The organism is Stenotrophomonas sp. SRS1, assembly GCF_026130205.1.
In the GTDB taxonomy this organism is placed as follows: domain Bacteria; phylum Pseudomonadota; class Gammaproteobacteria; order Xanthomonadales; family Xanthomonadaceae; genus Stenotrophomonas; species Stenotrophomonas rhizophila_B.
Genome location: NZ_JAINFD010000001.1, coordinates 1259735 through 1286113, shown reverse-complemented (window position 1 = coordinate 1286113; position 26379 = coordinate 1259735). Strand labels below are relative to the sequence as shown.

19 protein-coding genes are annotated in these 26379 nt (G+C 64.7%); 10 read left to right on the top strand and 9 right to left on the bottom strand.

Features of this window, described 5'->3' with window-relative positions; all coding sequences use genetic code 11:
- Positions 1 to 93: 93 nt before the first annotated feature.
- From K4043_RS05675 to K4043_RS05660, 4 genes are all read left to right on the top strand, one after another.
- Positions 94 to 1014, top strand: coding sequence for a DMT family transporter (locus tag K4043_RS05675; RefSeq protein WP_123730604.1), 921 nt, complete (start codon positions 94 to 96; stop codon positions 1012 to 1014).
- Entirely contained in the window at positions 1011 to 1373 is a 363-nt protein-coding gene (locus tag K4043_RS05670) for an MGMT family protein (protein WP_265308488.1), read from the top strand. Before K4043_RS05675 ends, K4043_RS05670 begins: the two co-directional genes overlap by 4 nt.
- A gap of 89 nt (positions 1374 to 1462) precedes the next feature.
- Positions 1463 to 2137, top strand: a complete 675-nt coding sequence (locus K4043_RS05665) for a rhomboid family intramembrane serine protease (protein WP_265308487.1) — start codon at positions 1463 to 1465, stop codon at positions 2135 to 2137.
- Positions 2138 to 2520: 383 nt separating this feature from the next.
- Positions 2521 to 5562, top strand: a complete 3042-nt coding sequence (locus tag K4043_RS05660) for a TonB-dependent receptor (protein WP_265308486.1) — start codon at positions 2521 to 2523, stop codon at positions 5560 to 5562.
- A gap of 146 nt (positions 5563 to 5708) precedes the next feature.
- On the opposite strand, the gene K4043_RS05655 is transcribed toward K4043_RS05660, so the two are convergent.
- From K4043_RS05655 to K4043_RS05640, 4 genes are all read right to left on the bottom strand, one after another.
- Positions 5709 to 7718, bottom strand: coding sequence for a M13 family metallopeptidase (locus K4043_RS05655; protein WP_265308485.1), 2010 nt, complete (start codon positions 7716 to 7718; stop codon positions 5709 to 5711).
- A 144-nt stretch (positions 7719 to 7862) separates the two neighbouring features.
- Positions 7863 to 9971, bottom strand: coding sequence for a M13-type metalloendopeptidase (locus tag K4043_RS05650; protein WP_184997309.1), 2109 nt, complete (start codon positions 9969 to 9971; stop codon positions 7863 to 7865).
- A 220-nt stretch (positions 9972 to 10191) separates the two neighbouring features.
- Positions 10192 to 12999: a TonB-dependent receptor gene (locus K4043_RS05645; protein ID WP_265308483.1), complete on the bottom strand. Its 2808-nt coding sequence runs from the start codon at positions 12997 to 12999 to the stop codon at positions 10192 to 10194.
- Positions 13000 to 13399: 400 nt separating this feature from the next.
- On the bottom strand, positions 13400 to 16381 hold the full coding sequence (locus tag K4043_RS05640; RefSeq protein WP_265308482.1) for a TonB-dependent receptor: 2982 nt from the start codon (positions 16379 to 16381) through the stop codon (positions 13400 to 13402).
- 370 nt (positions 16382 to 16751) lie between these two features.
- Between K4043_RS05640 and apbC the strand changes: the two genes are divergently transcribed.
- Positions 16752 to 17609, top strand: coding sequence for an iron-sulfur cluster carrier protein ApbC (gene apbC / locus K4043_RS05635; protein WP_265308481.1), 858 nt, complete (start codon positions 16752 to 16754; stop codon positions 17607 to 17609).
- Positions 17610 to 17709: 100 nt separating this feature from the next.
- Positions 17710 to 18282, top strand: a complete 573-nt coding sequence (gene dcd / locus K4043_RS05630) for a dCTP deaminase (protein WP_265308480.1) — start codon at positions 17710 to 17712, stop codon at positions 18280 to 18282.
- 146 nt (positions 18283 to 18428) lie between these two features.
- Here the strand turns inward: dcd and K4043_RS05625 are convergent, their stop codons facing one another.
- From K4043_RS05625 to K4043_RS05615, 3 genes are read right to left on the bottom strand one after another with little or no spacing between them, the layout of a single operon-like run.
- On the bottom strand, positions 18429 to 18596 hold the full coding sequence (locus K4043_RS05625) for a DUF5668 domain-containing protein (RefSeq protein ID WP_019182647.1): 168 nt from the start codon (positions 18594 to 18596) through the stop codon (positions 18429 to 18431).
- A gap of 15 nt (positions 18597 to 18611) precedes the next feature.
- The gene (locus tag K4043_RS05620; protein ID WP_121038502.1) at positions 18612 to 19034 is read right to left on the bottom strand and encodes an HIT family protein; all 423 of its coding nucleotides are present in this window, start codon (positions 19032 to 19034) and stop codon (positions 18612 to 18614) included.
- Positions 19031 to 19708 carry a dienelactone hydrolase family protein gene (locus K4043_RS05615; RefSeq protein WP_265308479.1) on the bottom strand — a complete coding sequence of 226 codons (678 nt, stop codon included), beginning with the start codon at positions 19706 to 19708 and terminating at the stop codon, positions 19031 to 19033. The genes K4043_RS05620 and K4043_RS05615 overlap by 4 nt, the downstream gene beginning before the upstream one ends.
- A 204-nt stretch (positions 19709 to 19912) precedes the next feature.
- Between K4043_RS05615 and rimO the strand changes: the two genes are divergently transcribed.
- Both rimO and K4043_RS05605 read left to right on the top strand, forming a co-directional pair.
- Entirely contained in the window at positions 19913 to 21277 is a 1365-nt protein-coding gene (gene rimO, locus K4043_RS05610; protein ID WP_123730612.1) for a 30S ribosomal protein S12 methylthiotransferase RimO, read from the top strand.
- Positions 21274 to 22107 (top strand): DUF3025 domain-containing protein, encoded by an 834-nt coding sequence (locus tag K4043_RS05605; protein WP_265308478.1) that lies wholly within the window; start codon positions 21274 to 21276, stop codon positions 22105 to 22107. Before rimO ends, K4043_RS05605 begins: the two co-directional genes overlap by 4 nt.
- Before the next feature lie 24 nt (positions 22108 to 22131).
- Here the strand turns inward: K4043_RS05605 and greB are convergent, their stop codons facing one another.
- Positions 22132 to 22635, bottom strand: coding sequence for a transcription elongation factor GreB (gene greB, locus K4043_RS05600; protein ID WP_121038490.1), 504 nt, complete (start codon positions 22633 to 22635; stop codon positions 22132 to 22134).
- Between the two features lie 55 nt (positions 22636 to 22690).
- Positions 22691 to 24196, bottom strand: coding sequence for a helicase HerA-like domain-containing protein (locus K4043_RS05595; RefSeq protein ID WP_123730614.1), 1506 nt, complete (start codon positions 24194 to 24196; stop codon positions 22691 to 22693).
- A 121-nt stretch (positions 24197 to 24317) separates the two neighbouring features.
- On the opposite strand from K4043_RS05595, the gene K4043_RS05590 reads away from it, so the two are divergent.
- Positions 24318 to 25922 carry a transglycosylase SLT domain-containing protein gene (locus tag K4043_RS05590; RefSeq protein WP_265308477.1) on the top strand — a complete coding sequence of 535 codons (1605 nt, stop codon included), beginning with the start codon at positions 24318 to 24320 and terminating at the stop codon, positions 25920 to 25922.
- Positions 25923 to 26036: 114 nt separating this feature from the next.
- Complete coding sequence (locus tag K4043_RS05585) at positions 26037 to 26378, top strand: ribonuclease E inhibitor RraB (protein WP_121038480.1); 342 nt, start codon at positions 26037 to 26039, stop codon at positions 26376 to 26378.
- The last annotated feature ends 1 nt before the right edge of the window (position 26379 follow it).

The following is a 26379-nucleotide window of genomic DNA, read 5'->3' as shown; positions in this document are numbered from 1 at the left end:
CGCGCCTGCCAATCAAAGGCCCCGCCGCACCGCATGCGACAATGGCCGCCCCCCACCTGACCAGCCGCACCCGTGCGGCTGTCCGTCGTCCTGATGACTTCACCCGCCTCCTCGCTGCCCACGTCCTCCAGCCGCATCGCCGCCGGCGGCATCGCACTGGCGGCGATTGGCGCGATCGCGGCCTCGGGCAAGGCGGTCATTGTCAAACTCGCGTATCGGCATGGCGTGGATGCCACCACACTGCTGGCGTTGCGGATGCTGATGGCGTTTCCGCTGTTCGCGGTGCTGGCGGTATGGTCGGCGCGGCGCGCGCCGGCATTGTCATGGGGCGACCGGGGGCGCGTGGTGTGGCTGGGCTTCACCGGCTACTACCTGTCCAGCCTGCTCGACTTCCAGGGCCTGCAGTACATCAGCGTCACCCTGGAACGCCTGATCCTGTACTTGAACCCGACCCTGGTGCTGCTGATCAGCCTGGTCCTGCTGAAGAAGCGCCCTGGTCGCTGGCAGGTGGCGGCATTGGTGCTCAGTTATCTGGGCGTACTGCTGGCCTTCGGCCATGACCTGCAGCTGGAAGGCGGGCGCATCGTGCTGGGCAGTGCACTGGTGTTCGCCAGTGCGCTGAGCTACGCGCTGTATCTGTTCGGCAGTGGCCAGGTGGTGGCGCGGATCGGTGCGATCCGCCTGACCGCCTATGCCAGCTGCGTGGCCTGCGTGCTATGCGTGCTGCACTTCGCGGTGCTCCACCCGATGTCCGCGCTGGGCCAGGCGCCCACGCCGGTGTACTGGCTGTCGCTGATCAATGCGACGGTCTGCACGGTGCTGCCGGTAATGGCGATCATGCTGGCGGTGAAGCGGATCGGTTCGTCGCTGGCCGCCCAGGTGGGTATGCTCGGTCCGGTCTCCACCATCGTGATGAGTCTATGGCTGCTCGACGAACCCATGGGGCCGTGGCAGATCCTCGGCACGGCCCTGGTCCTGCTCGGCGTGCTGCTGGTCAGCCGGGTGCGCGCGTGAATGCGGCCGCCGTGGGCGATGACCCGGCGGCGCTGGCGCGTGCACGGATTCTGGCGGTGATCCATGCGATCCCGCGCGGGCAGGTGATGGGCTACGGTCAGGTCGCCGCCCAGGCGGGGCTGCCGGGCAGGGCGCGGCTGACCGCGCGCGTGCTCGGAATGAATGACGACCCGGACCTGCCGTGGCACCGCGTGCTGCGTTCGGACGGGCGCATTGCAATGCCCGAAGGCTCGGCAGGGTGGAAGGAACAGAGCCAGCGGCTGCGCGCCGAGGGCGTGATGATCGAACGGGGGCGGGTGAAGGGCATGCCGGTAACCGGCGCCAACGATCTGGATGCCGCCCTGTGGGGACCGGGCTGACGCTGCCTGCCGGTTGAACGCGGGCGCCGCCGCGCAGATGGCGGCCGGGCGCTGCGGCTATGATGGGCGCAGTTCCAAAGGATGCCCCCATGTTTCCGCGACTGCCTACTGTCACCAAAGCGTTGTTGATCGCCAACGCCGTGCTGTTCCTGCTGCAGCAGCCGTTCCTGCTCGGCAATGCCACCTTCGAGCCCTTCATGCTGCAGCCTCTGGGGGGCGGCTTCGATCCGTTCTCGCCGGGCGGCAACTTCCAGCCCTGGCAGCTGCTGACCTATGGCTTCCTGCATGGCAGCTTCGGCCATCTGTTCTTCAACATGCTCGCGCTCTTCATGTTCGGCGCGCCGTTGGAGCAGACCTGGGGCGAGAAACGTTTCCTCATCTATTACCTGGTGTGCGTCGCCGGTGCCGGGCTGTGCCAGCTGCTGGTCGGCATGATGCTGGCCGATCCGGCCACGGTGCTGGGTGCGTCGGGTGGCGTGTTTGGTCTGCTGCTCGCCTACGGCATGCTGTTCCCGAACCAGCGGGTGATGCTGCTGTTCCCGCCGATCCCGATGAAGGCCCGTACCTTCGTGATCGTGTTCGGCGCGATGGAACTGATGCTGGGCGCCACCGGCTGGCAGCCGGGCGTGGCCCACTTCGCGCATCTGGGCGGCATGCTGTTTGGCTGGCTGCTGATCCGCTACTGGCGCGGCCAACCGCCGTTCAACAACCGACGGCCGCCGGGCCCGCCCAAGCGCCCCAATCACCTGCGCAGCATCAAGTGAGGCGTTGATAGCGTGCAATGCACCTTGCGCCGTGACTGGCGTGAGGGTGCTTTGCCGTGGGTGCGATTCCCGTCATCCATGCTGCATCGTCACTGCGAGGGGCGGATTCGCAATCAAGAGATTGAAAGTGTGAGGGGTGTCCCATAATACGATAAATAAGTGAGACGCATTATCTCGATATGCCTCGGATAATGGTCGTAAATCCCCTGTTTACATTAAGTTTATTTACAAAATGCCTTTTGATTCAGTAGCTTGTGATGTGACTCAGATCGGATTGCATCTGGCGAAATAGTGAAATTAAGATCGGGTTCAGTTGCGGAAGGCGTCATCCGGCCGCAACGCTGTTGACATCTCTGTATGCAACCCCGACTCAAGGACACTCCATGACACGCAGCATCCCGGCCAACCGGCTGAAGCGCACGGCACTGGCCGTTCTCCTGACCTCTTTCATCGGTGCCGCCGCCGCGCAGAGCACCACCGGCTCCGTCTACGGCACGGTGCCGTCCGCCTCGGGCACCACGGTTGTCGTGCAGAGTGACACCGGCCTGCGCCGCTCCGCCACGGTCGATGCCAACGGCCGTTACACCTTGGGTTCGCTGCCGGTGGGTCGCTACACAGTGACCCTGCAGCGCGACGGCCAGGTCGTGGAGAAGCGCGACAACGTGCAGCTGATCGTCGGTGCCGGTACCGAAGTGTCCTTCGGGAGGAGCGGTGGCCGCGCCGGCGGCGAGGCGACCAACCTCGGTACCGTCAATGTGACGGCATCCAACGTGCCCAAGATTGACGTGAGCAACACGGTGTCCCGTTCGGTGATCACCTCCGAGCAGCTGGATGTACTGCCGCTGGGCCGGAGTGCGGAGGCCATCGCGCTGCTGGCGCCGGGCGTGGTCGGGGGCAGTGGTGCCTTCGCCAACGGCTCGCGCTCGGTACTTTCCTTCGGCGGCTCCAGCGTCAGCGAGAACGCGTATTACCTCAATGGCTTCAACGCGACCAACCCGCTGAACAACCTGGGGGGTGTCAGTCTGCCCTACGGTTCGATCGATCAGCAGGAGACGTTCACCGGCGGCTACGGCGCAAGCTACGGCCGCTCCACCGGCGGTGTGATCAACCAGCTCGGCAAGCGCGGCACCAACGAATGGCATTTCGGCGTCCAGACCACCTGGCAGCCGGATTCGCTGGCTGAATCGCCCCGCGACATTCTGTATCCGGATCGCGCGCTGCAGGAAGGGTATGAGTTCCAGGATGCCTCGCTGCCCGGAACGCTGTACCGCTCGCGCCGTGGCGACAAGGCGACCCGTACTACCTACAGCGGCTATGTCAGTGGCCCGCTCATCGAAGACCGGCTCTTCATTCACCTGGCGGCCGAGCAGGACACGTCCGACGGCGTGTCCACCGCATCCATCGAGTCGGCGCAGCAGTCGCGCAGCCACTACACCATCGATACACCGAAGTTCTACGGCAAGATCGACTGGAACATCAATGACAGCAACACGCTGGAATACACGCGTCTCCAGAACACGGACCGTTACGACGCCTATTACCGGGACTACGATTACGAGACCCGCAGCGAGGGCGAGCGCACGGGTACGTTTGCCAATACGACGAAGCTGAAAGATACCTACGACATCTTCAAGTTCACCAGCTACCTCACCGACGACCTGACGCTCAGCGCATTGTGGGGGCGCAGCAAGCAGGACAACCTGGACTCCAATCCGCTGAGCTCGGGCAACCCGTTCATCAGCGGCGCCAACAGCCAGGATCCGTCGATCACCGGTGGTACGCCGATCCGCAACGATCAGCCGGCGATCAATGACAAGGCCGACAACGCGGGCAGCATTTCGCGTGGGCTGCGCGTGGATCTGCAGTACCGCATCGGCGATCACGAGATCACCGGTGGTATCGACAACATGACCTTCCAGGGGAACAACGAAGGTGAGGCGATGACCGGCCCTGGCTACGCCTGGATCTACTCGCGCATCGCTCCGGGCTCCTCGCCGTCGCCTGGCTTCGATATCACCCCGCCCGGTGGCGAGGGTTACTTCGTGCAGAAGTACATCTACTCCACCACGACCAGCATGTCGCTGAAGCAGAAGGCGTACTACCTCGAGGACCGCTGGCAGGTAACGCCGAACTGGCTGCTGACTCTCGGCGTGCGCAATGACAAGTTCACCAACTACAACAGCGCGGCCGTGGCGTATGTCGAAAGCGGCGACCAGTGGGCCCCCCGCGTGGGCGCGGCATGGGACGTGTTCGGTGATTCCTCGCTGAAGGTGTTCGCCAATCTGGGCCGCTACTATCTGGCGCTGCCCAACAGCGTGGCTGTGCGCGGCGCCTCGGCGTCGACCTATACCCGCGAGTACTTCACCTACACAGGTATCGACGCCAATGGGAATCCGACCGGTCTTGGCGCACTGGGGCCGGGTCCGGTCTCGGCCAACAACGAGTATGGGCAGACGCCGGATCCGCGCAGCGTGGCGCCGAGCGATCTGAAATCGCAGTACCAGGACGAGTTCATCCTCGGCTTCGAGAAGACACTCGGCGCATCGTGGAACAGTGGCGCCAAGGTCACCTACCGACGCCTGCAGACCGCGATCGACGATACCTGCGATTCGGACCGCATCTACGACAAGCTCGATGCCATGGGGGTGGACTCCAGCAATCTGGAGGTGCCTGGCTGCGTGATCTTCAACCCGGGCAAGACCAACACGTTCCTGGTCAAAAAAACCGACGGCTCCGGTTACGTGCCGGTGAGCATGAGCGCGGCGGACTGGGGGCTGGGCAGCAACAAAGCCAAGCGTGATTACGTGGCCGTCGACCTGTTCGTCGAACACCCGATGACCAACAACTGGTATGGCCGTCTCGACTACACCTGGTCGCGCAGTTTTGGCAACACCGAGGGGCCGGTCAAGTCGGATATCGGGCAGGACGATGTTGCCAAGACCCAGGACTGGGACTCCTCGTACCTGATGGAATACGCCGGCGGCTATCTGGCCAACGACCGACGTCACCAGTTGAAGGGCTATGGTGCCTACCAGATCACGCCGGAGTGGACGGCGTCGGCCACGCTGCGCGTGATGTCGGGCGCACCGAAGAGCTGCCTGGGTTACTACGGCACGGACCAGAGTGATCCCATCGCCTACGGCTCGTCGTACCACTACTGCAATGGCAGTCCCTCGCGTCCGGGTGATGCCGGCCGCCAGCCGTGGACGACCCGCGTGGACCTGGGCGTGATGTATCGCCCCGCATTTGCCGAGCAGCGTCTTGGCTTCGGGCTGGATGTCTTCAACGTGCTGAACCAGCGTCGCCAGCTGCAATCCGACGTGACCTACCAGGAAGGCCCCGACACTGTCTCCAACCTCTACGGCATCGGAACCTATTTCACCGCGCCGCGTTCGGTTCGGCTGACGGCGTCCTACGACTTCTAACGTACCGCGTTACTCTCCAAGGCTTGTCTTCGACCCCGGCGCTTGCCGGGGTCTTTTTTGCCTGATCACGCGGTGCTTGGACACAGAAAAGGCGCCCCGCAGGGCGCCTTTCTGGTCAAACGCTTCAGCTCAGTGCAGGTCGGGGCTCAGCGCCAGACCTTGATCTGGTCGTTGTCCACGCGCTGCATCGGCTGGCCGGGCTTGCAGGTAAAGGTGGCACCGAAGGCCGGCAGGTTGGACAGCGGGCCGTTGGTGCGCCAGCGGCCCGGGGCCAGGATGTCCGAGCTCAGGCGCTGGGCGGCGACGTTCGGCGACAACTGCTGCGGCCACAGGCTCGCCCAGCCACGGAAGAAGCCCTGCTGGGCAGCCGGCTTGGCGGCCGGTTCGACCGCCTTGTAAGCCTCCCACGCCAGTTCGAGGCCAGCCAGGTCGGCCAGATTCTCTTCGCGGGTAAGTTCACCGTTGACCTTGGCACCCTTCACGCCCGGGTAGTCGTAGCCGCTGTACTGCGCGGCCACGCGGTTGCCGAACAGGGTCCAGGCGGTCTTGTCAGCCGGGGTCCACCAGCTGCGCAGTTCGCCCTTGGCATCGACCAGCGCGCCCTTGGCATCGATTGCACGGGTCAGCTCATGGGCGACCAGCGCACCGTAGCTGCCAAACAGCTCGGCGGTATCGCCCTTGGCGTTGAACACCGGGCTCTGCAGCACGGCGGCGGTGACGATCAGGCGGTTCTGCGCGATGTCATACGCCAGTGCCGGCTGCTGCGGCAGCACGTCCCAACGACGGTCGGCGTTGCCCTTGCCGATGCGCTTCATTTCTTCGCGGTGGCGCCAGGTCGAGGCGATCAGCATGTTGCCGCCGAAGCTGCCGCGGCCCATCGGCTGCACGGTGTAGTCCAGATCGCGCAACGGGGTGCCGATCTCGATCTTCAGCGCGGCCAGCTTGGCCTGTGCTTCGGTCTTGGCCTCATCGCTCATCCAGGTGCTGCGCTTGACCGCATCGATCTGCACTTCGCGGATCTTGTCGACCACCAGCGCCGCCTTGCGACGGTCATCGGCCGACAGGTGCTTGGCCGCGTACTCACGGCCCACCATCGGGCCGGCAGCGACGTTGATCGCGTCCAGCACCTGCTCCCAGCGTGCAGGCGGCAGGGTCTGGCCACGGATCACACGGCCGCGGAATTCGAATTCGGCATCGCGGTAGGCCTTGGACAGGTACGGGGCCATCGCATCACCCACGCGCCAGCGCAGGTAGACCTTCCACTGCTCCGGCTTGAGCCGGGTGACCATGCCGTCGAGCTGCTTGAACAGCGCCGGATCGGACAGCGAGACCAGGTCATCGTTGACGCCCTGTGCCTTCAGGAAGGCCTCCAGCTGCAGGTTGCGGTAGCGGCTGTTGAGCTCCTTGGTGGAGATCGGCGCGTAGTTGTTGAACGGGTTGTTGATGCCCGCAAGCGACTGCGCATTGCGCGCCAGTTCGGTTTCCAGGGCGATCACCGACTGCGACTCCGCATCGAGCTTGTCGGCCGGAGTGCCGGTCAGCGCCAGCACCTGCTTGACGTAGTTGCGGTAGCGACCCATCAGCGCGACGGTGTCGGCATCGGTCCGGGTGTAGAACGCCGGGTCCGGCAGACCCATGCCGCCCTGCATGAAGTAGCCGATGTGGCGGTCCAGCGCCTTCAGGTCCACGTCCGGGGCGAAGTTGAAGGCCACCGGGATGCCGACCTGGTGCAGCGCGGCGATCGACGCCGGCACATCCTTGGCCTTCTTGATCGCATTGATGCGGGTCAGCAGGGGGGCGATCGGGTTGGACCCGTCGGCTTCCACCGCAGCCTCGTCCAGGCCGCTGGCCCAGAAGTCGCCCAGCAGCTTCTGCACGTTGCCCTGCGGCGCGGTCATCGCGCCATCCAGCAGTGCGCGCTGCTGCTGGCGGGTGCGGTCGGCCAGCTGGCCCAGCGCGGTGGTGGCGCCGGTCTGCGGCACCGGATTGGCCTTCAACCAGGTGGCGTTGGTGGCTTCGTAGAAGTCGCTGCACTGGGCGCTGACCGCCGGCGCGCGGGCGGCGGCCTTCTTCGGCGCGGCGTGCGCATCGGGAGCAGCGACCAGGGTGAGCAGGCTGATGCCCAGGGCGATGGCAAGCGGACGGAGGTTGGACATGTAAAGCGAATCCAGCGGAATTGGGATCGCGCGAGTGTACCAAGCAAAGCGAAACGAGCGTGATGGGCAGCATGCGCCCCAAAAGCAAAGGCCCGGGAGATCCCGGGCCTTTGCATGCATCACCTCACGCGTGGGCGCGATGGCTTACCAGATCACGACCTGCTGGTCGCCGGCGCGCACCATCGGCGAACCGGCCTTGCACTGGAACGCAGCGGCGAAGGTCGGCAGGTTCGACGGGGCACCCATCGCACGGAACTGCGCCGGGGCATGCGGGTCGGTCGCCAGACGGACCTTCATGTTCTCCGGGGTGTACTTGGTGCGCCACACGGTGGCCCAGTTGAAGAAGAAGCGCTGGTCGCGGGTGAAGCCGTCGACCTTCGGGTCTTCCTTGCCGGCCGAGGCCTTCTGCAGGGCGTCGTAGGCGGTGGCCAGGCCACCCAGGTCGGCGATGTTCTCGCCCAGGGTCAGCTTGCCGTTGACCGGCTGGCCGTCCACCTTGTAGCCATCGAACTGCTTGATCAGCTTGCCGGTCAGGCCGCTGAAGTTCTTGGTGTCCGCCTCGGTCCACCAGTTCTCGAAGTTGCCGGTCGGCCCGAAACGGCTGCCCTGGTCGTCGTAACCGTGGGTCATTTCGTGGCCGATCACTGCACCGATGCCGCCGTAGTTCAGCGCGTCATCGGCCTTCGGGTCGAAGAACGGCGGCTGCAGGATGGCGGCCGGGAACACGATCTCGTTCTGCAGCGGGTTGTAGTAGGCATTGACCGTCTGCGGGGTCATGCCCCACTCGGTCTTGTCCACCGGCTGGCCGATCTTGGACAGCGCGAACTTGTAATTGAATGCGTTCGCCGCGCGGACGTTGCCCAGGTAGCTGTCGCGACCGGTGGTCAGGCCACTCCAGTCACGCCACTTGTCCGGGTAGCCGATCTTCGGGGTGAAGGTCTCCCACTTGGCGATCGCCTTGGCCTTGGTCTCGTCGCTCATCCAGGTCAGGCCCTGGATGCGCTCCTTGAGCGAGGCGGCCAGGTTCTTGACCAGTTCTTCCATCTTGGCCTTGGCTTCCGGCGAGAAAGCGACCTTGACGTACAGCTGGCCGAACGCATCACCGGCATCGTTTTCGATGGTGCCCAGCACGCGCTTCCAACGCGGCTTCTGCTCCTTCTGACCGTTCAGGGTCTTGCCGTAGAAGTTGTAGTTCTCGTTGACGAAGGCATCGGCCAGGTACGGCGAGGCGCCGTCCACGGTGTGGAAGCGCAGGTAGGCACGCCACACCGACGGATCGGTGTCGCCCAGCGCCTTGCTCACTTCCTGGTGGAAGCTCGGCATGGCCAGCGAGAACTTCTCCGGGGCGGCGATGCCCTGGGCCTTGAAGAACTCGGTCCAGCTGAAGTTCGGGGTCAGCTTGTCCGCATCGGCCACGGTGACCGGGTTGTAGAACAGCGAGACATCGCGCGAGAGCTCGACGCTGGACTTGGAGGCCTTGGCCAGGCGCGTTTCGAACTTGACCACATCGGCGGCCTGCTTCTCGGCATCGGCGGTCGCCACGCCGGCCAGTTCCAGCACCTTGGCCACATGGGCCTGGTAGGCCTTGAGCTTGTCGGCGTTCTTGGCGTCGGTGTAATAGGTGGTGTCCGGCAGGCCCAGGCCGCCCTGGCTGGCGTACGCCAGGTTCATGCTGGAATTCTTGAAGTCCGCTTCCGGACCGAAGCCGAACAGCACGTTCTCGCCCTTGGCCGCGCTGGTGCGCAGGTAGTTGGCGATCGCGTCCTTGTCCTGCAGGCCGTCGATGGCAGTCAGGTCGGCCTTGATCGGCTCGATGCCCTGGGCATTGATCTTGGCCTCGTCCATGCCGGTGGCCCAGAAGTCGCCAACGATCTTTTCGATGCCGACCGGGTTCTTGACCGCCGCGACCTGCTCGGCGAGCTGGTGCTGCACGGCGACCGATCGCTCGTCCAAGATGGTGAAGGCGCCCCAGCTGGTGCGGTCGGCCGGGATCTCATTGGCGGCCAGCCACTTGCTGTTGACGTAGTCACCGAACGCACCGCAGGCGTCCATGCTGGTGTCCAGATCGGACGGGTGGAAGGCGTTGTAGGCCGGCAGCTTGCTCTCGTCGAGCTTGTACTCGGTGGCGGCGGGGGCCGCCGGCGCGGCGGTGGAGGCTGCGCTGTCCGTGGCCGGGGTTTCGTTCTTGCCGCAGCCGACCAGCGCGGCCGAAACGGCCAGGGTCAGCAGTACCAGTTTGGGTGTACGAGCGATCACGTGATTGGCCTCCAGGCCGGAAAGTCATGCAGGAATGGCCCGGAAGGGCCTGTGGGCCAGACGATACGCCGCTGGCCCGGCCTGCAAGGGTGTCGAAGGTCATGGCCGATGGCAAGAGGCCTGATCCGGTCAACCCTGGCGACCGGGCTTCCGGGGGAGCGGGCACGTAAAAGCCCCGCCTTTCGGCGGGGCTTCGTTGTCACCTCATCGCGCTGTATTACTTCGCGCCAAACTCATACTTGGCCTGCACATACACGGCGCGGCCGTAGATGTTGTAGAAGTAATTGTTGTAAGGCGTACCCGAGGTGCCCGGGTAGTTGCTTGCCTGGTTGTCGGGCATTTTGTTGAACACGTTGTTGACCATCACCGAGAAGGTCATGTTCTCGGCAGCACGGTAGTTCACGCTCAGGTTGTAGGTGGTGTAGGAGCCCCACTTGCCCGCCTTGGCGCCCGAGGAATGCACGTAGTCATAGCCGTTGCCGGCGTAGGCCAGGTAGTTCGGGGTTTTGCCGACATAGTTGAAGTACAGCGTGGTGGTCCACTTGTCCAACGCCCAGCCCACCGAGCCATCCGCACGCACCTTGGCGTAGGAATCGTAGATCCACATGTTGTACGGATCGCGCAGCAGATCCAGATACTCATCGCCCGGCTGCGGCTGCAGTTCGCGCTTGATCATGTTGGTGTAGTTGGTGGAGAACTGCATTGCACCGAAGCGACCCAGCTCCTGCACGTACTTGGCGCTGGCGGTGATGGCCTGCAGGTTCTGGCTGGCCACGTTCATCTTCGGCGTGTAGATCTCATCCAGAACGCCGGAGGCATCGCGGGTGATCCACTCGTTGACGTTGTCGCAGCTGGCCGAGGTGTTGTTGACCTGGCCGTTGCGGCAGTAGTACTCGGCCAGCAGCAGCTGATCCGAGCTCAGCGTGTCCACTTCGTTCTTGATCTTCCAGTTGTAGTAGTCGACCGAGAAGGACAGGTTGTTCAGCGGTGCCCAGACCACGCCGGCATTCCACACATCGGCGGTGATCGGCTCCAGGTCCGGGTTGCCGGCACGCTGGCCGAACACCGAGACACTGTCATACGCACAGCCGGTGGTGTCGGTCGGTGCGTAGCCCAGCTGGCCGCAGCGGTAGTAGTCGGTGGCGCCGTTGGCGTAGTAACCGCTCAGGCCCTGGAAAGCATCGGACAGGCTCGGCGCGCGGAATGCGGTGCCGTACTTGCCGCGGAACAGCAGGCTTTCGATCGGGCGGAACTCGACGCCCACGCTGTAGGTCGCCTTGTCCACGGTGCTGTTGCCGATCTTGAAGGCGTCATAACGGCCCGAGCCGGTCACAGTGAGCGAGTCGAGCAGCGGCAGGCGCAGCTCGGAGGTCACCGCGTAATTGCTGCGATGGCCAGCACCGGCTACGGCGGTGGTGCCCCACACGCTGCCATCCATCAGACGCTCGTCCGGGGTGTAATCCCAGCCTTCGCTGCCGGCTTCAGCGACCACGGCGAAACCAGCATCACCGCCGGGCAGTGAGAACAGCGTGCCATTGGTGATCTGGAAGCGGCCCAGGTTCTGCCAGGTACGGCTCTGGCTCTCGGTGTAACCGGTGAAGGTAGCGAAATCGCCGGCCGGGATCGGTGCGTAGAAGGCGTCCCAGTTCGGCGAGAACACGGCATAGCCGTTACGCGTGCCCAACTGCGGGCCCAGCACGTTCTCTTCGAAATAGTTGTTGATCGGATCGGCCCAGCGCACGAAATTGCGCTCAGTCAGCTTGTACTCGCCGCGCGTGAAGCTGGCGCTGTAATCCCAGTTGCCCAGCGTGCCGCGGCCACCGAGGGTGACCTGGTAGGCCTTGTTGCGGTCGGTGTTGAGAATGTCCTTGTAGCCGTTGGCGCTGATGTCCTCCGGCGCGAACGCGCGCTGCAGGTTCATCCACTGGCCGCTGGTCTGATCCCAGAAGCGACCGTAGCCGGAAGCAGTGCCCCACCAGGTGTAGTTCGAGCCGGTGGCGTACTTCACGTCTTCATAGCTGTAGAGCACATCGCCGAACAGTTGCAGGCTGTCGTTGGCGTCGAAGGTGAACGAGCTGTAGATCTGTGCGCTGTCCTTGCCATTCTTGACGGTCTTGTAGCCCGGGCCGTAGATCGAGCCGCAGGACTGGCCGGCCGCACGGGTGCCAAGCACCGTGGTGCCGCCGAACTGACCGGCGACGTTGGCGCACAGGTTCGGGTCCATCATCAAGTAGGCATTGCCTGCCGCCGGATTGACCACCAGGAAGTCATTGGTCGGCACCTGGGCGGTGTAGCCGTTGCCGTTGGTGGTCCTGGTGACGTCGCGCTGGTAACCCCAGATCGGGTTGCTCGACTCGAACTGGGCATTGACCAGCACGTTGAGGCGGTCATCGGCACTGTTGAAACCCGTCGCTCCGCTGATGCGGAAGGTGCTGCCGCCGCCCTCGGTGTAGGTGCCGCCGCGCACGTTGAGCACGCTGCCGTCCATACGCTCTTTCAGGATGATGTTGACCACGCCGGCGATCGCGTCCGAGCCGTACAGGGAGGACTGGCCACCCGGCAGGATCTCGATGCGCTCGACGATGTCGATCGGGATGCCGCTGATGTTGTTGAACGTATCGCCGCCGTTGTACAGCGCGGGGTAGGACAGCATCGGCCGGCCGTTGATCAGGTACTTGGTGTAGCTCGGGCTCAGGCCGAACATGCCGGCTGCTTCAGCACCCTGGGTGAACGAGGCCGACGTCTGGCCGCCCTGCAGGCCGCCGGTGGTCAACGAGGACTGCTGCAGGACATCGGCCACGCTGGTGAATCCGCGGGTCTGGATGTCCTCGGCGGTGATGGTCACCACCGGCGTATGGGTTTCGATCTCGGTCTGCGGAATCAGCGAACCGGTAACGGTGACCTTGTCCAGGTTGGTGGTGCCGCTGTCCTGGGCGAAGGCAGTGACGGCGCTGGTCAGCAGCATGCCGGTCAGAACGGCAGCGGTCAGCGGGTGGCGAGACAGGGTGGAGCGATAGCGAGACATGGGCATCCCCGAGTGCAGTGTCGACGTGGGTGGGGGCCATCCGTGGGAACGTTTACATTCAATGGTGAAGCTTTCCTTGCTTCGTCATCGAACGTAACACAGCCTTAACAGTGCTTACACCGATCAGTCACATTGCGATCAGAAATGAGGCCTGGAATATCTGGAAAAATGCTTTTAAATCAAATGTGTATGTTTTTGTATCGATTTGTAACACCGGAAACAATGAGCTGGCGCTGAATAATTGCATGTGAAACCGATTGCTGTTTTCGGGTTTTTGGCATGCAGTTCAGGGCTGCTTGCGAGCAGGGTCAGGCCCGGGTCGGGGAGGACGTGGCGCAGGCCTGAAACGAAACAAGCCCGGCGTGAGCCGGGCTTGTTGGGAGTTGCCGTTCTGGATGGATCAGAACTTGTAGGACGCGCCCATGTAGAAGTAGCGGCCGACGTTGTCGTACATCGAGTGCCCGACATCGGCACCGAAGTAGTTGCGCGGCGGATCCTTGTCGAAGGCGTTGTCGATGCCCAGGTACACGTCGATCTTGTCACCCGGGAACTGATAGCCCAGCTGGAAGTTGTGGTACGTGTACGAGCCATTGCGGATCGGGCTGGCCGAACCGGGGTTGCTAGCGTAGCTGCTCGGGGTCACGCGCAGGTTGCCGTCGATGTAGTTCAGGTCCCACGAAGCACGCCACTGGCCCAGCGAGTACTTGCTCTGCAGGGTCGCGCGCCAGCGCGGATCGGTCACGTAGGTGACGTACTCGTTGTACTCGTCCGGGAACTCCTGGAAGGCCCATTCGCGCGACTGGATCAGACGGCTGCCGACGAACCGGACCACGGCATCGCCGCCGGCCATGTTCCAGCGATAGTCCATTTCCACGTCAACGCCGATGCGACGCGAGCGTGCCAGGTTCTCGTTCAGTGCGCTCCAGCGAACGATCGAGTACTCGGGGAAGAAGCGGCCCTGTGCGTCAGTGAAGCCACCGACCGGTGCACGTACGACCTGGCCGCAGAACGAGTTTCCCACACCGCCGGGGGAATCCACGCAGCGGCTGGCGTTGGTCTGTGCGGACACGGCGCCGATGGCGTCTTCCAGGTTGATGTTCCAGTAGTCCACCGACATGCCGAAGCCTGGCAGGAAATCAGGCTGCCACACGAAACCGTAGGTGAAGCTGCGGGCACGTTCCGGCTTCAGATCCGGATTGCCGCCGCTGACGCCCGGGCGATTGGCACTGTAGGTGTCGATCCAGCCCACCGGCACGCCCAGCGCGGAGCAGTTGGCCTGGCGCAGCGTCGGGTCCTTCGCGGTCGACGGACGATTGGTGTTGGTCGGCAGGTAGTTGCAGGGATCGGCGATGGTGGCGAAGTTCTCGCTCTGCGGGTTGTACAGCTCGCCGATGCTCGGCGCGCGGACGGCCTGCGACAGCGTGCCGCGCACACGCAGCGACGGGATCACGGTCCAGTCCAGACCCACCTTCCAGGTGGTGGTCTCGCCGATGCTGCTGTAGTCCGAGTAACGGCCTGCGGCGTCCATGGTCAGTGAGTAAATGCCCGGGATGTCGGCCAGCAGCGGGACGCTGGTTTCGACGAAGACTTCCTTGACGTTGTACTGACCCATCCGGTTCGGGATGGCGTTGAGGAAGGTCAGGCCCTGGGCGGCCAGCGGATCGGTGATTTCGCGGCTCTTTTCCTTGCGGTATTCCACGCCGCCAGCGACGCCGACGTCGCCAGCCGGAAGGCTGAACAGCGACGGATTCGCCACGGAGGCGCTGAACACGGACTGCTGGATGCGCGAGAAATTGAACGAATCCACGTTCATCCAGTCCTGCGCGGCCTGCGTCACGCCGCCATTGCCGAGCACGCTGAACGGTACGCAGCCTTCGCGCGCGAAGCCGGAGTACACGCGGCCGGTGTGCGGATTGACCGCGTTCGGGTTGAGCGTGGTGCGGCAGGCGACATTGCCGGTGGCCGGGTCGATGACCGCGTCCAGGCCCGCCTGCCAGCGTTCGTTGATGCGGTTGTTCAGATTCCAGCGCTTGACCTCGGTCTGGCCCCAGTTGCCGTAGGCATCATAGGTCCAGTTCTCGCTCAGGTTGCCTTCAATGCCGAACACGAAGCGCTGGGTGGTGCGCTCGACGTGCTCGCCACGCTGGCCGGCGTCGACGTTGAAGCGGTTCAGCGTCAGCTGGGACACGCCGTTGGCCGCCATCAGGGCACGCAGCTCCGGGGTGACGAAGGCATTGTCGCGCTGGACGCGGATGGTGGTATCGAACGACGGCTGACCCAGGAAGTCGGACACCGTTTCGGTGTACTTGCCTTCGAAGTACAGGCGGTGATTGTCATTGAGGTCGAAGTTGACGACCGTATTGACGCTCTTGCGGTCGAAGCCCGGCTGCAGGTCGGCGACCGAGTTCAGGTCGGCGAAGTCGCAGTTGGTGCACGAGGTGTTGCTGACCATGACGCCGTCATAGCGCTGCTTGCGGTACGAGCCATCCGGATTGAACTGGTAGCGGTTGCCCCAGGTCGACGGAGTGCGGAAGTCGAAGGCGCCCAGCGTGAAGGTACCGCCGAAGGAGATCGAGTGATTGCCGCCCGGACCGCTCAGGATGGTCTCCGGATTGCGCTCGCTCGATGGCTGGCTCGGATCGTACGCGGGGTTCCGGATCGGAACGAGGAATTCGTTGCCGATCGCGCGATCGCTGCGGCGGAAACGGTCCTGCTTGCTGTACTCCAGCGCGATGGCGGCGTTACCGCGACCATCAGCGAAGTCGGTGCCGGTGGAGAAGCTGACGAACGAACGGTTGAAGCCGCCTTCGTCGGACATGCCGGTCTGGGCGCGCAGCTCTGCGCCGTCGAACGACTTCTTCATGATGAAGTTGACCACGCCGGCGACCGCGTCGGCACCGTACACAGCGGATGCGCCGCCGGTGATGACTTCAACGCGCTCGATCCATTCAACCGGAATGGTGTTCACGTCAACCGAGGTGGAGCCGGAGGTGGCGCCAACGTGGCGGCGGCCATTGACCAGCACCAGGGTGCGCGAGGTGCCCATGCCACGCAGGTCCATCAGGCCAACGCCTGCGGTACCGATGAAGCGCGTGGAGTTGCCCAGCGTGTAGGTCGGGGACAGGGCCGGCAGGCGCGACATCAGATCGCCGATATTGGTCGCGCCGGTGGCGCGGATCTCTTCGGCGGTGATGGCGGTGGTGGGCGACGGGGTGACGAAGCCGGTACGCGCGATGCGCGAGCCGGTAACGGTGACTTTATCCAGCTCGGTCGTGGCGCTGCCTGCTTCCTGTGCCATGACAGGAGCGGCGCCGACGGCCATCAGGCCAGCCATCAAGGCGCAGGTGAGCGGATGCCGCGAAGGCGCAAAACGTTGATTCATCTTTTGGATCCCCACTGAATAATGTACATGTCCCTCTTCCCTGAGTCCGTTACGGTGACGTTCATGAGCATTCCGTGCTCTCACTCGAACGTAACACAACGTTAACGATATTCACATGTTTTCGTCACACATCCGGCGGAACTGAGACATGTTGCCGTGCAACATCTCATTGATTACAGTCACTTACCAAGCGACAGCTTTGCTGAATTTGGTCGTATGAGCTGTAACTGAATGGGTGGGTTCAGCGGGAATGCGTGAGATCCGGTACGAGTGAGTGCTGGCGGGACTATCTGATGCATGCACCGAAGGATGGCTTGTTCGTACCTTGTATAGTGACCGGTTCCCAGAACCTCTTTCCGGAGCCCCTGCAGTGAGTGCCAGCCAGTCGCGTCGTCCCCACGCCAGCCAAGTGCAGAAGGGGTTGTCGCCGCATCCGCGCGTCCGCAACGTGATTGCCGTGGGTTCGGGCAAAGGCGGCGTCGGCAAGTCCACTACCGCGGTCAATCTGGCGGTCGCGCTGGCCAGGCTCGGCGCACGGGTGGGTCTGTTGGATGCTGATATCTATGGCCCCAGCGTGCCGGCCATGCTCGGCCTGAGTGGCCGTCCGGAAAGCCCGGACAACAAGTCGATCGAGCCGATGCGTGCGTTCGGGGTGGAGACCATGTCGATCGGTTACCTGATCGAGGACGAGACGCCGATGATCTGGCGCGGTCCGATGGCGACCTCGGCGATGACGCAGTTCTTCAACGACACCCTGTGGGACGACCTGGACTACCTGCTGATCGATCTGCCGCCGGGCACCGGCGACATCCAGCTGACGCTGACCCAGAAGATTCCGCTGGCCGGCGCGGTGATCGTCACCACGCCGCAGGACATCGCCACGCTGGATGCGAAGAAGGCGCTGAAGATGTTCGAGAAGGTCGAGGTGCCGGTGCTGGGCATCGTGGAGAACATGGCGGTGCACACCTGCAGCAACTGCGGCCAGGTCGAGCATCTGTTCGGCGAGGGCGGCGGCGAGCGTATGGCCGCGCAGTACGGCGTGCCGCTGCTGGGGTCGTTGCCGCTGGAAATCGGCATCCGCGAGCAGGGCGATGCCGGTACGCCGATCACCGCCGCCGCGCCCGAATCGCCGGCGGCCCAGGCCTATCTGCGCGCTGCAGAGCGCCTGATCGAGGAAGTGGCCAAGCGCCCGCGCGCCAGCATTCCGATCCTGTCCTCGCTGATCTGAGCCGGGGCGGCCGCCGCAGCGGCCCCACCTACGCGTGCCGGGGCAGGGGGGCTGCGGCATAATGGCGGGCCCGAACCGGCGCAGCCCAGGACCCCCTTACATGAGCATCAAGAGTGACCGCTGGATCCGTCAGATGGCCGAGCAGCAGGGCATGATCGAGCCGTTCGAAGCCGGCCAGGTCAAGCAGGCCAACGGCCAGCGCATCGTCAGCTATGGCACCTCCAGCTACGGCTACGACGTGCGTTGCTCGCGCGAGTTCAAGGTGTTCACCAACATCAACTCCACCATCGTGGACCCCAAGCACTTCGATCCGGGCAGCTTCGTGGATATCGTCGGTGATGAGTGCATCATCCCGCCCAACAGTTTCGCACTGGCGCGCACCGTGGAGTACTTCCGCATCCCGCGCGACACCCTGGTGGTGTGCCTGGGCAAGAGCACCTACGCGCGCTGCGGCATCATCGTCAACGTGACCCCGCTGGAGCCGGAGTGGGAAGGCCACGTCACCCTGGAATTCAGCAATACCACGCCGCTGCCGGCACGTATCTACGCCAACGAAGGCGTGGCACAGATGTTGTTCTTGCAGGCCGACAAGGACGATATCTGCGAGACCTCGTACAAGGATCGCGGCGGCAAGTACCAGGGCCAGACCGGCGTCACCCTGCCGCGCACCTGAGCCCACGTCCCGGCGGTGCCGGCAAACCTACCGGTAGTGCCAGCCTACCTGCCGGTAGTGCCGGCCGCTGGCCGGCACCAGACTGCACACAAGAAAAAAGCGCGGATCGCTCCGCGCTTTTTTCGTTTCCGTCTTCCCGGCTGGCGTTATTTGCCGCGGCCGAACAGCAACCCGATGCCAACGGCCACCAGCACAACCGGCCACCAGGTGAGGATCAGCTTCCCCATGTTCATGTTGGTCCAGCCCAGGTTGCTGGCCAGCAGGAACAGGCCGACGAGGATCAGGACGATGGCGGCGACAAGGTTGGAACGCATCAGGGGCAGGGTCCGCTAGGGCTGGGGCGAATATCCTAGCCGTTCCTTCCAGTGCGCGACACGCTCGGCCAGCACCTGTGGATCAAAACGGTGCGCCTGCCCCTGGCCCCAGACCGGGCCCGGCCATGCCGGATCGCCGACATGGCGCCCGATCACGTGGAAATGCAGCTGGCGCACGATGTTGCCCAGCGAGCCGATGTTGATCTTCTCGACCCCATCGGTGCCTTTGAGCGCCTTGCACGCCCGGTTCAATTCGGTGCGCAGCTTGTCCTGCTGCTCGCCGTCCAGATCGATCCACTCGGTCACGCCACTCAGGCGCGGGACCAGGATCAACCAGGGGTACCTTTCATCGTTCATCAATCGCACTTGCGATAACGGCCCTTCTGCTACCAGTACGCTGTCGGTGGCCAGGCGTGAATCCAGTTCGAACTCGCTCATCCAAGATGCTCCGCAAAGAAGTCCAGGGTGCGTTCCAGCGCCAGGTGGGCGCTGTCTGGATCATACGCATGTCCGACGCTGCGGTTGAAGGCGTGATCGGCCGGATAGACGAAGGTGGCCATCTGCGGCAGCTTCTCGCGGTGGGCCTTGATCGCCTCCGGCGGGATGCTCTTGTCCTGCGCGCCGAAGTGGAACATGACCGGCGCCTTGGGCGTCTCGTCCAGATAGTTCACGTTGCGGGCGCCGTAATAGCTGACCGAGGGCAGACCCAGGCGCAGCGCGGAGAGCAGGGCGATGCTGCCGCCCCAGCAATAGCCGACGGTGCCGACCTTGCCGGCCGGGGCCAGCCGCGACGCAGCGGCCCGCACGATCTCCAGCGCCTTTTCGACCCCGAGCTCGTCGACCATGGCCAGGCCGGCGGCCACGCCATCACTGTCGTAAGACAGTTCCGGCGGTTCGGTGCTGTCCGGGGCCGAGTCGGCCAGATCGAAGAACGACGGGGCCAGCACCGCATAGCCCTTGGCGGCGTAATCGTCGGCCACCGCGCGGATGTGCGGGTTGGCGCCGAAGATCTCCTGGATCACCACCAGGCCCCCGCGCGGCTTGCCTTCCGGCGTCGCCTGCCAGGCGCGGACCGGTCCGTAATGCGTATCGAGTGTGATCCACTCACCCATGGTGCGAGACTCCCGTTGGTTCAGGCATTCATTATCGGCCCCGCGCGGGTTAGCGCGATGTCAGCGGGGATGCCGGATCTGGCGGGATCAACCCGATCCGGTTCAGGGGCGCGGACTGAACGCCGGTATACTTGCCGCCGTTTCCGGCCCCAGGTCCCCACGCCATTCCGGCATGGGCCCAGGCCCCCAGAGTCCTTGCGATCCATGTCCCAGCTGAACCCCAAAGTCGGCTTCGTCAGCCTTGGCTGCCCGAAGGCCCTTGTCGATTCCGAGCGCATCCTCACCCAGCTGCGGTCCGAGGGCTACGACATCGTTCCCTCCTACGATTCGGCAGACGTGGTGGTGGTCAACACCTGCGGCTTCATCGATTCGGCCGTGACCGAGTCGCTGGATGCGATCGGCGAGGCGATGAACGCCAACGGCAAGGTGATCGTCACCGGCTGCCTGGGCAAGCGCCCGGAGCAGATCCGCGAGGCCTACCCGAACGTGTTGGCGGTGTCGGGCCCGCAGGACTACATGAGCGTGATGGAGGCCGTGCACGCCGCGCTGCCGCCCAAGCACGATCCCTTCGTGGATCTGGTGCCCGACTACGGCATCAAGCTGACCCCGCGCCATTACGCCTATCTGAAGATTTCCGAAGGCTGCAACCACACGTGCAGCTTCTGCATCATTCCCTCGATGCGCGGCAAGCTGGTCTCGCGCCCGGTCGATGAGGTGCTGCGCGAAGCCGAGCGGCTGGTGCGTGGTGGCGTCAAGGAACTGCTGGTGGTCTCCCAGGACACCTCGGCCTATGGCGTGGATGTGAAGTACGCCGAGCGCATGTGGCGCGACAAGGCCTACCAGACCCGGTTGAAGGCGCTGTGCGAAGGTCTGTCCGAGCTCGATGCCTGGACCCGCATGCACTACGTGTACCCGTACCCGCACGTGGACGAGATCGTGCCGCTGATGGCCGAAAACCGGATCCTGCCGTACCTGGATATCCCGTTCCAGCACGCCAGCCCGCGCATCCTCAAGCTGATGAAGCGCCCGGGCGCTGTCGACAAGACCCTGGAACGCGTGCAGCGCTGGCGCCAGCTCTGCCCGGACATCACCGTGCGCTCGACCTTCATCGTCGGCTTCCCGGGCGAGACCGATGCCGAGTTCGAGGAGCTGCTCAGCTTCCTGGACGAGGCGCAATTGGATCGCGTCGGTGCGTTTGCCTACTCGCCGGTCACTGGCGCGACCGCCAACGATCTGCCCGGTGCGGTGCCCGAAGAAGTGAAGCAGGAGCGTCTGGCCCGCTTCATGGCACGTCAGGCGGAGATCTCCGCCGCGCGCCTGGAGGCCAAGATCGGCACCGTGCAGCAGTGCCTGGTCGATGCCATCGAAGACGGTATCGCCGTGGCGCGTTCGAAGGCCGATGCGCCGGAGATCGACGGCCTGGTGCATATCCAGAACGCCGATGACGCCAAGCTGCGTGTCGGTCAGTTCGTCGATGTCGAGATCACCGAGAGCGACGATCACGACCTGTTTGGCGACGCGATCATCGCCGCCGAGGCGCGCAAGCCGTTCGATCTGCAGGTGCTGTGATCGCAGTGGCGACGGCTGCCGATATCGGCGGTCGTCGCCGTTTCATCGCACCGCCGCGCGAAGCCGTGGATGCGGCCTGCTTCGCACAGCCGATCTACGCCGGGCTGAGCGACGTGCACGACCTGCTGATGGCCCCGAGCTGGCCCACCATTGCATCGCTCGATGCACGCCTCGCGCTGCCGGACGCGCATCTGGCCGAGCAGGATGAGACGCTGCTGGCCGACGGCCTGCACTATGAAACCCGCATTGCCGAGCGCGGCCAGATCGCCACGCGTGCGGACAACTGGCACGACCTGTTCAACGCCCTGATCTGGGCGCGTTACCCCCACATCAAGCGCGCGCTCAACCGGCAGCAGTGCCGGCACATCGCGGCGATGGCGCCAGGGCAGCGCAACCGCGCGCAGGCTGCGTTGACCCAATTCGACGAGAGCGGCGTGATCGTGCGCGTGCGCGAACCGGCGCTGCTGCGCGCGTGGGATCAGCACGATTGGAGTGCATTGTTGGTGAACGGGGCAGGGCAGTGGCGACGTGGCGACATCGCCGTCGCGGCGGTGATCGGGCATGCGCTGCTGGAGCAGGCCTTGGTGCCCGAGCGCCTGCTGGTCGGCAAGTGCGTGGTGGTGCAGGGCGATGACGATGCCACCGCGATTGCGGCGGTGGCGCAGGCAATCGCGGACGGTGTGCTGCTCAATGATCCCCTGGAACTGCGGCCATTGCCCTTGGCGGGGATTCCCGGGTGGCACGCGCGGCAGGACGCGGGCTTCCATGCGCGGGCCGACTACTTCCGCCCGTTGCGCGAGGGCCGTGCGTATCCCGCAGCGCTGGGGTGATTCCATGCGTGGATGTACTTCCTGTCAGCCGGGGTACGCCACCGACAGGATCGCGAACCCATGGCGACCGCTGGGCAGCTCCACCTCGAACTCATCGTCCACCCGCTTCTTCAACAACGCGCGCGCCAATGGCGAATCGATGCTGATCCAGCCCGCACCGGCATCGGTCTCGTCCGGGCCGACGATGCGATACACGTGGATGTCGCCCGAGTCGACGTTCTCCAACTCGATCGTCGCGCCGAAGAACACCGCGTTCGGATCGGTCGGTGCGGTATCGACAATGCGCAGTGCCTCCAGCCGTTTGGTCAGGTAGCGCACGCGCCGATCGATCTCGCCCAGCTGCTTCTTGCGGTAGGTGTACTCGGCATTCTCTGAGCGGTCGCCCTCCGCGGCGGCGGCCGCCAGTGCCTTCACCACTTCGGGGCGCTTGTGCCGCCACAGTTCGTCCAGCTCGGTCTTCAACCGCTGGTGGCCCTGTGCGGTGATCAGGGCCGTGCTTTTTTCCGCGGGGGGACGCCAACGCGACATCTGGTCTGCTTGTGCTCGTCAAAAGGTGCCGCGCCACAGGGCGCGACACGAAGTATCAGCGCTTTCCGCCGAAAATACCGCCGAGCAGTCCGCGCACGATCTGGTTGCCCAGCTTGGTGCCCACGGTGCGCGTGGTCTGCTTGGCCATGGTTTCGATCATGCCCTGGCGGCGCTTGGTGCCGAAGATCGCATCCTTGATGCTCTGGCCGAAGCCGCCTTCCTGTGCCTCATCCTGCTGGCGTGTCCGGGCTTTCGGTGCATCGGTCTGCTCGACGGTCTTCTGCGCACGCTGTGCCAGCAGTTCTGCAGCGGATTCGCGGTTGATCGCGGTGTCGTAACGGGTGCCGACCGGGCTGCCGGCGCGTACCTGCGCACGTTCGGCCTCGGTGATGGCGCCCATCCGGCAACGCGGTGGCGCGATCTGGGTCTGCTGCACGGGCGAGGGAATGCCCTTGTCCTGCAGCGTGGACACCAGCGCTTCACCGGTACCCAGCTTGGCCAGCGTGGCGGCCACATCCAGCTTCGGGTTGGGCACGAAGGTTTCGGCGGCGACCTTCACCGCTTTCTGGTCGCGCGGCGTGAACGCACGCAGCGCATGCTGCACACGGTTGCCGAGCTGGCCGAGAATGTTGGCCGGCACGTCATCCGGGAACTGTGAGCAGAAGTACACGCCCACGCCTTTGGAGCGGATCAGCCGGACCACCTGCTCGATGCGCTGCACCAGTGCCGGCGGTGCGTCATCGAACAGCAGGTGCGCCTCATCGAAGATGAAGACCAGTTTGGGCTTTTCCAGATCGCCCACTTCCGGCAGCGTTTCGAACAGCTCCGAGAGCAGCCACAGCAGGAAGGTGGAATACAGCCGCGGCTTGAGCACCAGCTGGTCGGCGGCGAGGATGCCGATCACGCCGCGGCCATCGTGGTTGACGCGCATGAGGTCGGCCAGCTCCAGCGCAGGCTCGCCGAAGAACGCTTCGCCGCCGTCCTGCGACAGGCGCAGCAGCGAGCGCTGGATTGCCGCCACGGTCTGGGCACTGACCAGGCCATATTCGGTGGAGATGTCCTTGCGCTCCTCGGCGACCAGGCCGAGCAGGGCACGCAGATCATCCAGATCGAGCAGCAGCAGGCCGCGGTCGTCGGCGAGCTTGAACACGATGTCCAGCACGCCGGCCTGGGTATCGTTGAGTTCCAGGATGCGCGCAAGCAGGGTCGGGCCCATCTCGCTGACCGTGGTGCGTACCGGGTGGCCGAGCTTGCCGTACAGGTCCCAGAAAATGGTCGGGCTGGCAGCGGGGGCGTAGTCGGTTACGCCGAGGTCGGTCGCGCGCTGCAGCAGCGCCTCGGTCCCGGCGCCGGCCACGGCCAAGCCGGACACGTCACCCTTCACATCGGCCAGGAACACCGGCACGCCGATCCGTGAAAAGCCTTCGGCCAAGGTCATCAGAGTGACGGTCTTGCCGGTGCCGGTGGCGCCGGCCACCAGGCCGTGGCGGTTGCCCAGCCGCGGCAACAGGGTCACGGGGATGTCGTCGGTGATGCCTTTGCCGAGCAGAATCGGATCCATGGTCAACTCGCAGTGTGAATAGGCGGGATTCTAAACGTCGGCATGGGCTGGCCGGCAGACGGGTTGCCCCGATGCAAGCGGCGCGGCTACTCTGCCCCATCGTTCGCACACAGTGCCAAAAATGCCCGTTCCTGTCTTGCTTGTCCGTGGTTGGCCGCTGTTGGCCGTTGCCGCGATGCTGTCGATTGTCCCCGAGGCCCATGCCCAGCGCGTCTCCGCCCGCGACAAGGCCAAGGTGGAGGCGCTCGACCAGCGCATGACAGCCGCCGAGAAGCGCTACAACGCGGCGCTGGTGCTGGTGAACAATGCCGACCCCAAGGGCACCAACGAGGCCGACGCCGCGCTGGAGGACATGGAGGATGTGATCAGCGCCTGTGTGGCCCAGAAGGGGTGTGCGGTCAGCAATCTGCTGCCGACCTACAAGCGCCTGCTCAAGAGCAACGCCGACAGCCAACAGGACAGCGAGGACGGCACGGCCATCGCCGACGGCACCCTGCTGGAGGCCGACCCGGACCATGTCGGCCCGCTGGCCGCCGATGTGCCCGAAGCCGCCCGTGCCGCCGCGCTGCTCAACGACAAGCGGCACGCCTTCGACACCATGGTCGAGTACAACCCGGCCGTGCAGGCCGGCATCCGCCGCTGGCTGACCGACATGCGCCCGGCGCTGCTCACCAGTTACGAGAACTACCAGAACCTGCGTGCGGTGATGTGGCCGGAGTGGGAAAAGCGCGGCCTGCCCGAGGCGCTGCTGTTCGGGATCATGGCCAAGGAATCCAACGGCCGCGTGCACGCCTCCTCGCGTGCCGGCGCCGCCGGGCTGATGCAGTTCATGCCCGCCACCGGGCGTCGCTTCGGGCTGGGCCCGGACGGCACCGGCTTTGATACGCGCTTTGATGCCCGCAGCGCGGCCGAGGCCAGCGCGACCTACCTCAACGAACGCATGCGTGAGCTCAACAACAGCGTCGAGCTGTCGCTGGCCGGTTACAACGGCGGTGAAGGCCGCGCCATCCGCGTGTTCCGCCAGTACCCGGGGCAGGGCTTCTGGACCGACAGCGTCTACAACCAGTTCCCGGGCGAGACCAAGGACTACGTGCCGATGGTGATCGCCGCGGCGTGGATCTATCTGCACCCGCAGCAGTACGGCGTGGAGTTCCCGAAGATCAGCGCGCAGCCGGCCACCATCCGCCTGGCCAAGTCGACCACGATCTACGAGCTGACCATCTGCCTGGGCAGCGCCGGCACCCGTGACGGCTACATGCGCGCGCTGCGCAACCTCAACCCGCGCTATGAGGCCGACGGCTGGATTCCGGCCGGCACCACCATCAACGCGACCACCCGCATCGCCGGTCTGTACAACCGGTTCTGCGTCAGCGGCCCCCGCGCCGATCTGGCCCGCACCCTCATCACCGCCGACCTCAATGCGGCGATCGTGCGGCCTACGGCGGTCAGCTACACCGGCAACGTCGCGGTGGGCAGCGTGGTGCCGGTCGCGCAGGCGCAGGCCATGCCCGCGGTGACCCCGGCCGCGCCGGTAGCCGTCCCGGCCGCCAAGCCCAAGGCCAAGCCGGCCCGCAGTTACAAAGTCGGCAAAGGCGAGACGCTGGGCAGGATCGCGGCCAGGTTCCAGTGCGATGTGCCGACCCTGGCCCGGGCCAACGGCCTCAAGGCGCCGGCCTATTCGCTCAGGCAGGGCCAGAGCATCAAGCTGCACGGCTGCGACAAGTAAGCCATAACCGGGTAGGCTCGCCGGCATTACGCCTGCGGCCGCCCGGCCCAGCGCATCCATCGCAGCGTCGGCCACGTGCCGGTGCTCACCGCAACACGCATACAGGACACCAAGATGGATATCACCGCAATCAACGAGATGTTCGCCAACATCCGTGAAAACACCGATTGGGACCTCAACGGCCCGATGCTGTGGGGCTACTTCTTCGTCAACACCACCCCGGAGCCGCTGCACGGCCTGGGCGAGAAGCTGGTCGAACTGGGGTATACCCTGGTGGAAGTGTTCGAGCCGGACCTTGAAGAAGGCGAAGACCCGTACCACGTGCTGCACGTGGAGCGCGCCGAGGTGCATACCGAAGCCTCGCTGGATGCCCGCAACCATGAGCTGCAGGCCCTGGCCGAAGCGAACGGCGTGGAAGACTACGACGGCATGGACGTCGGCCCGGTCGAGATCTGAT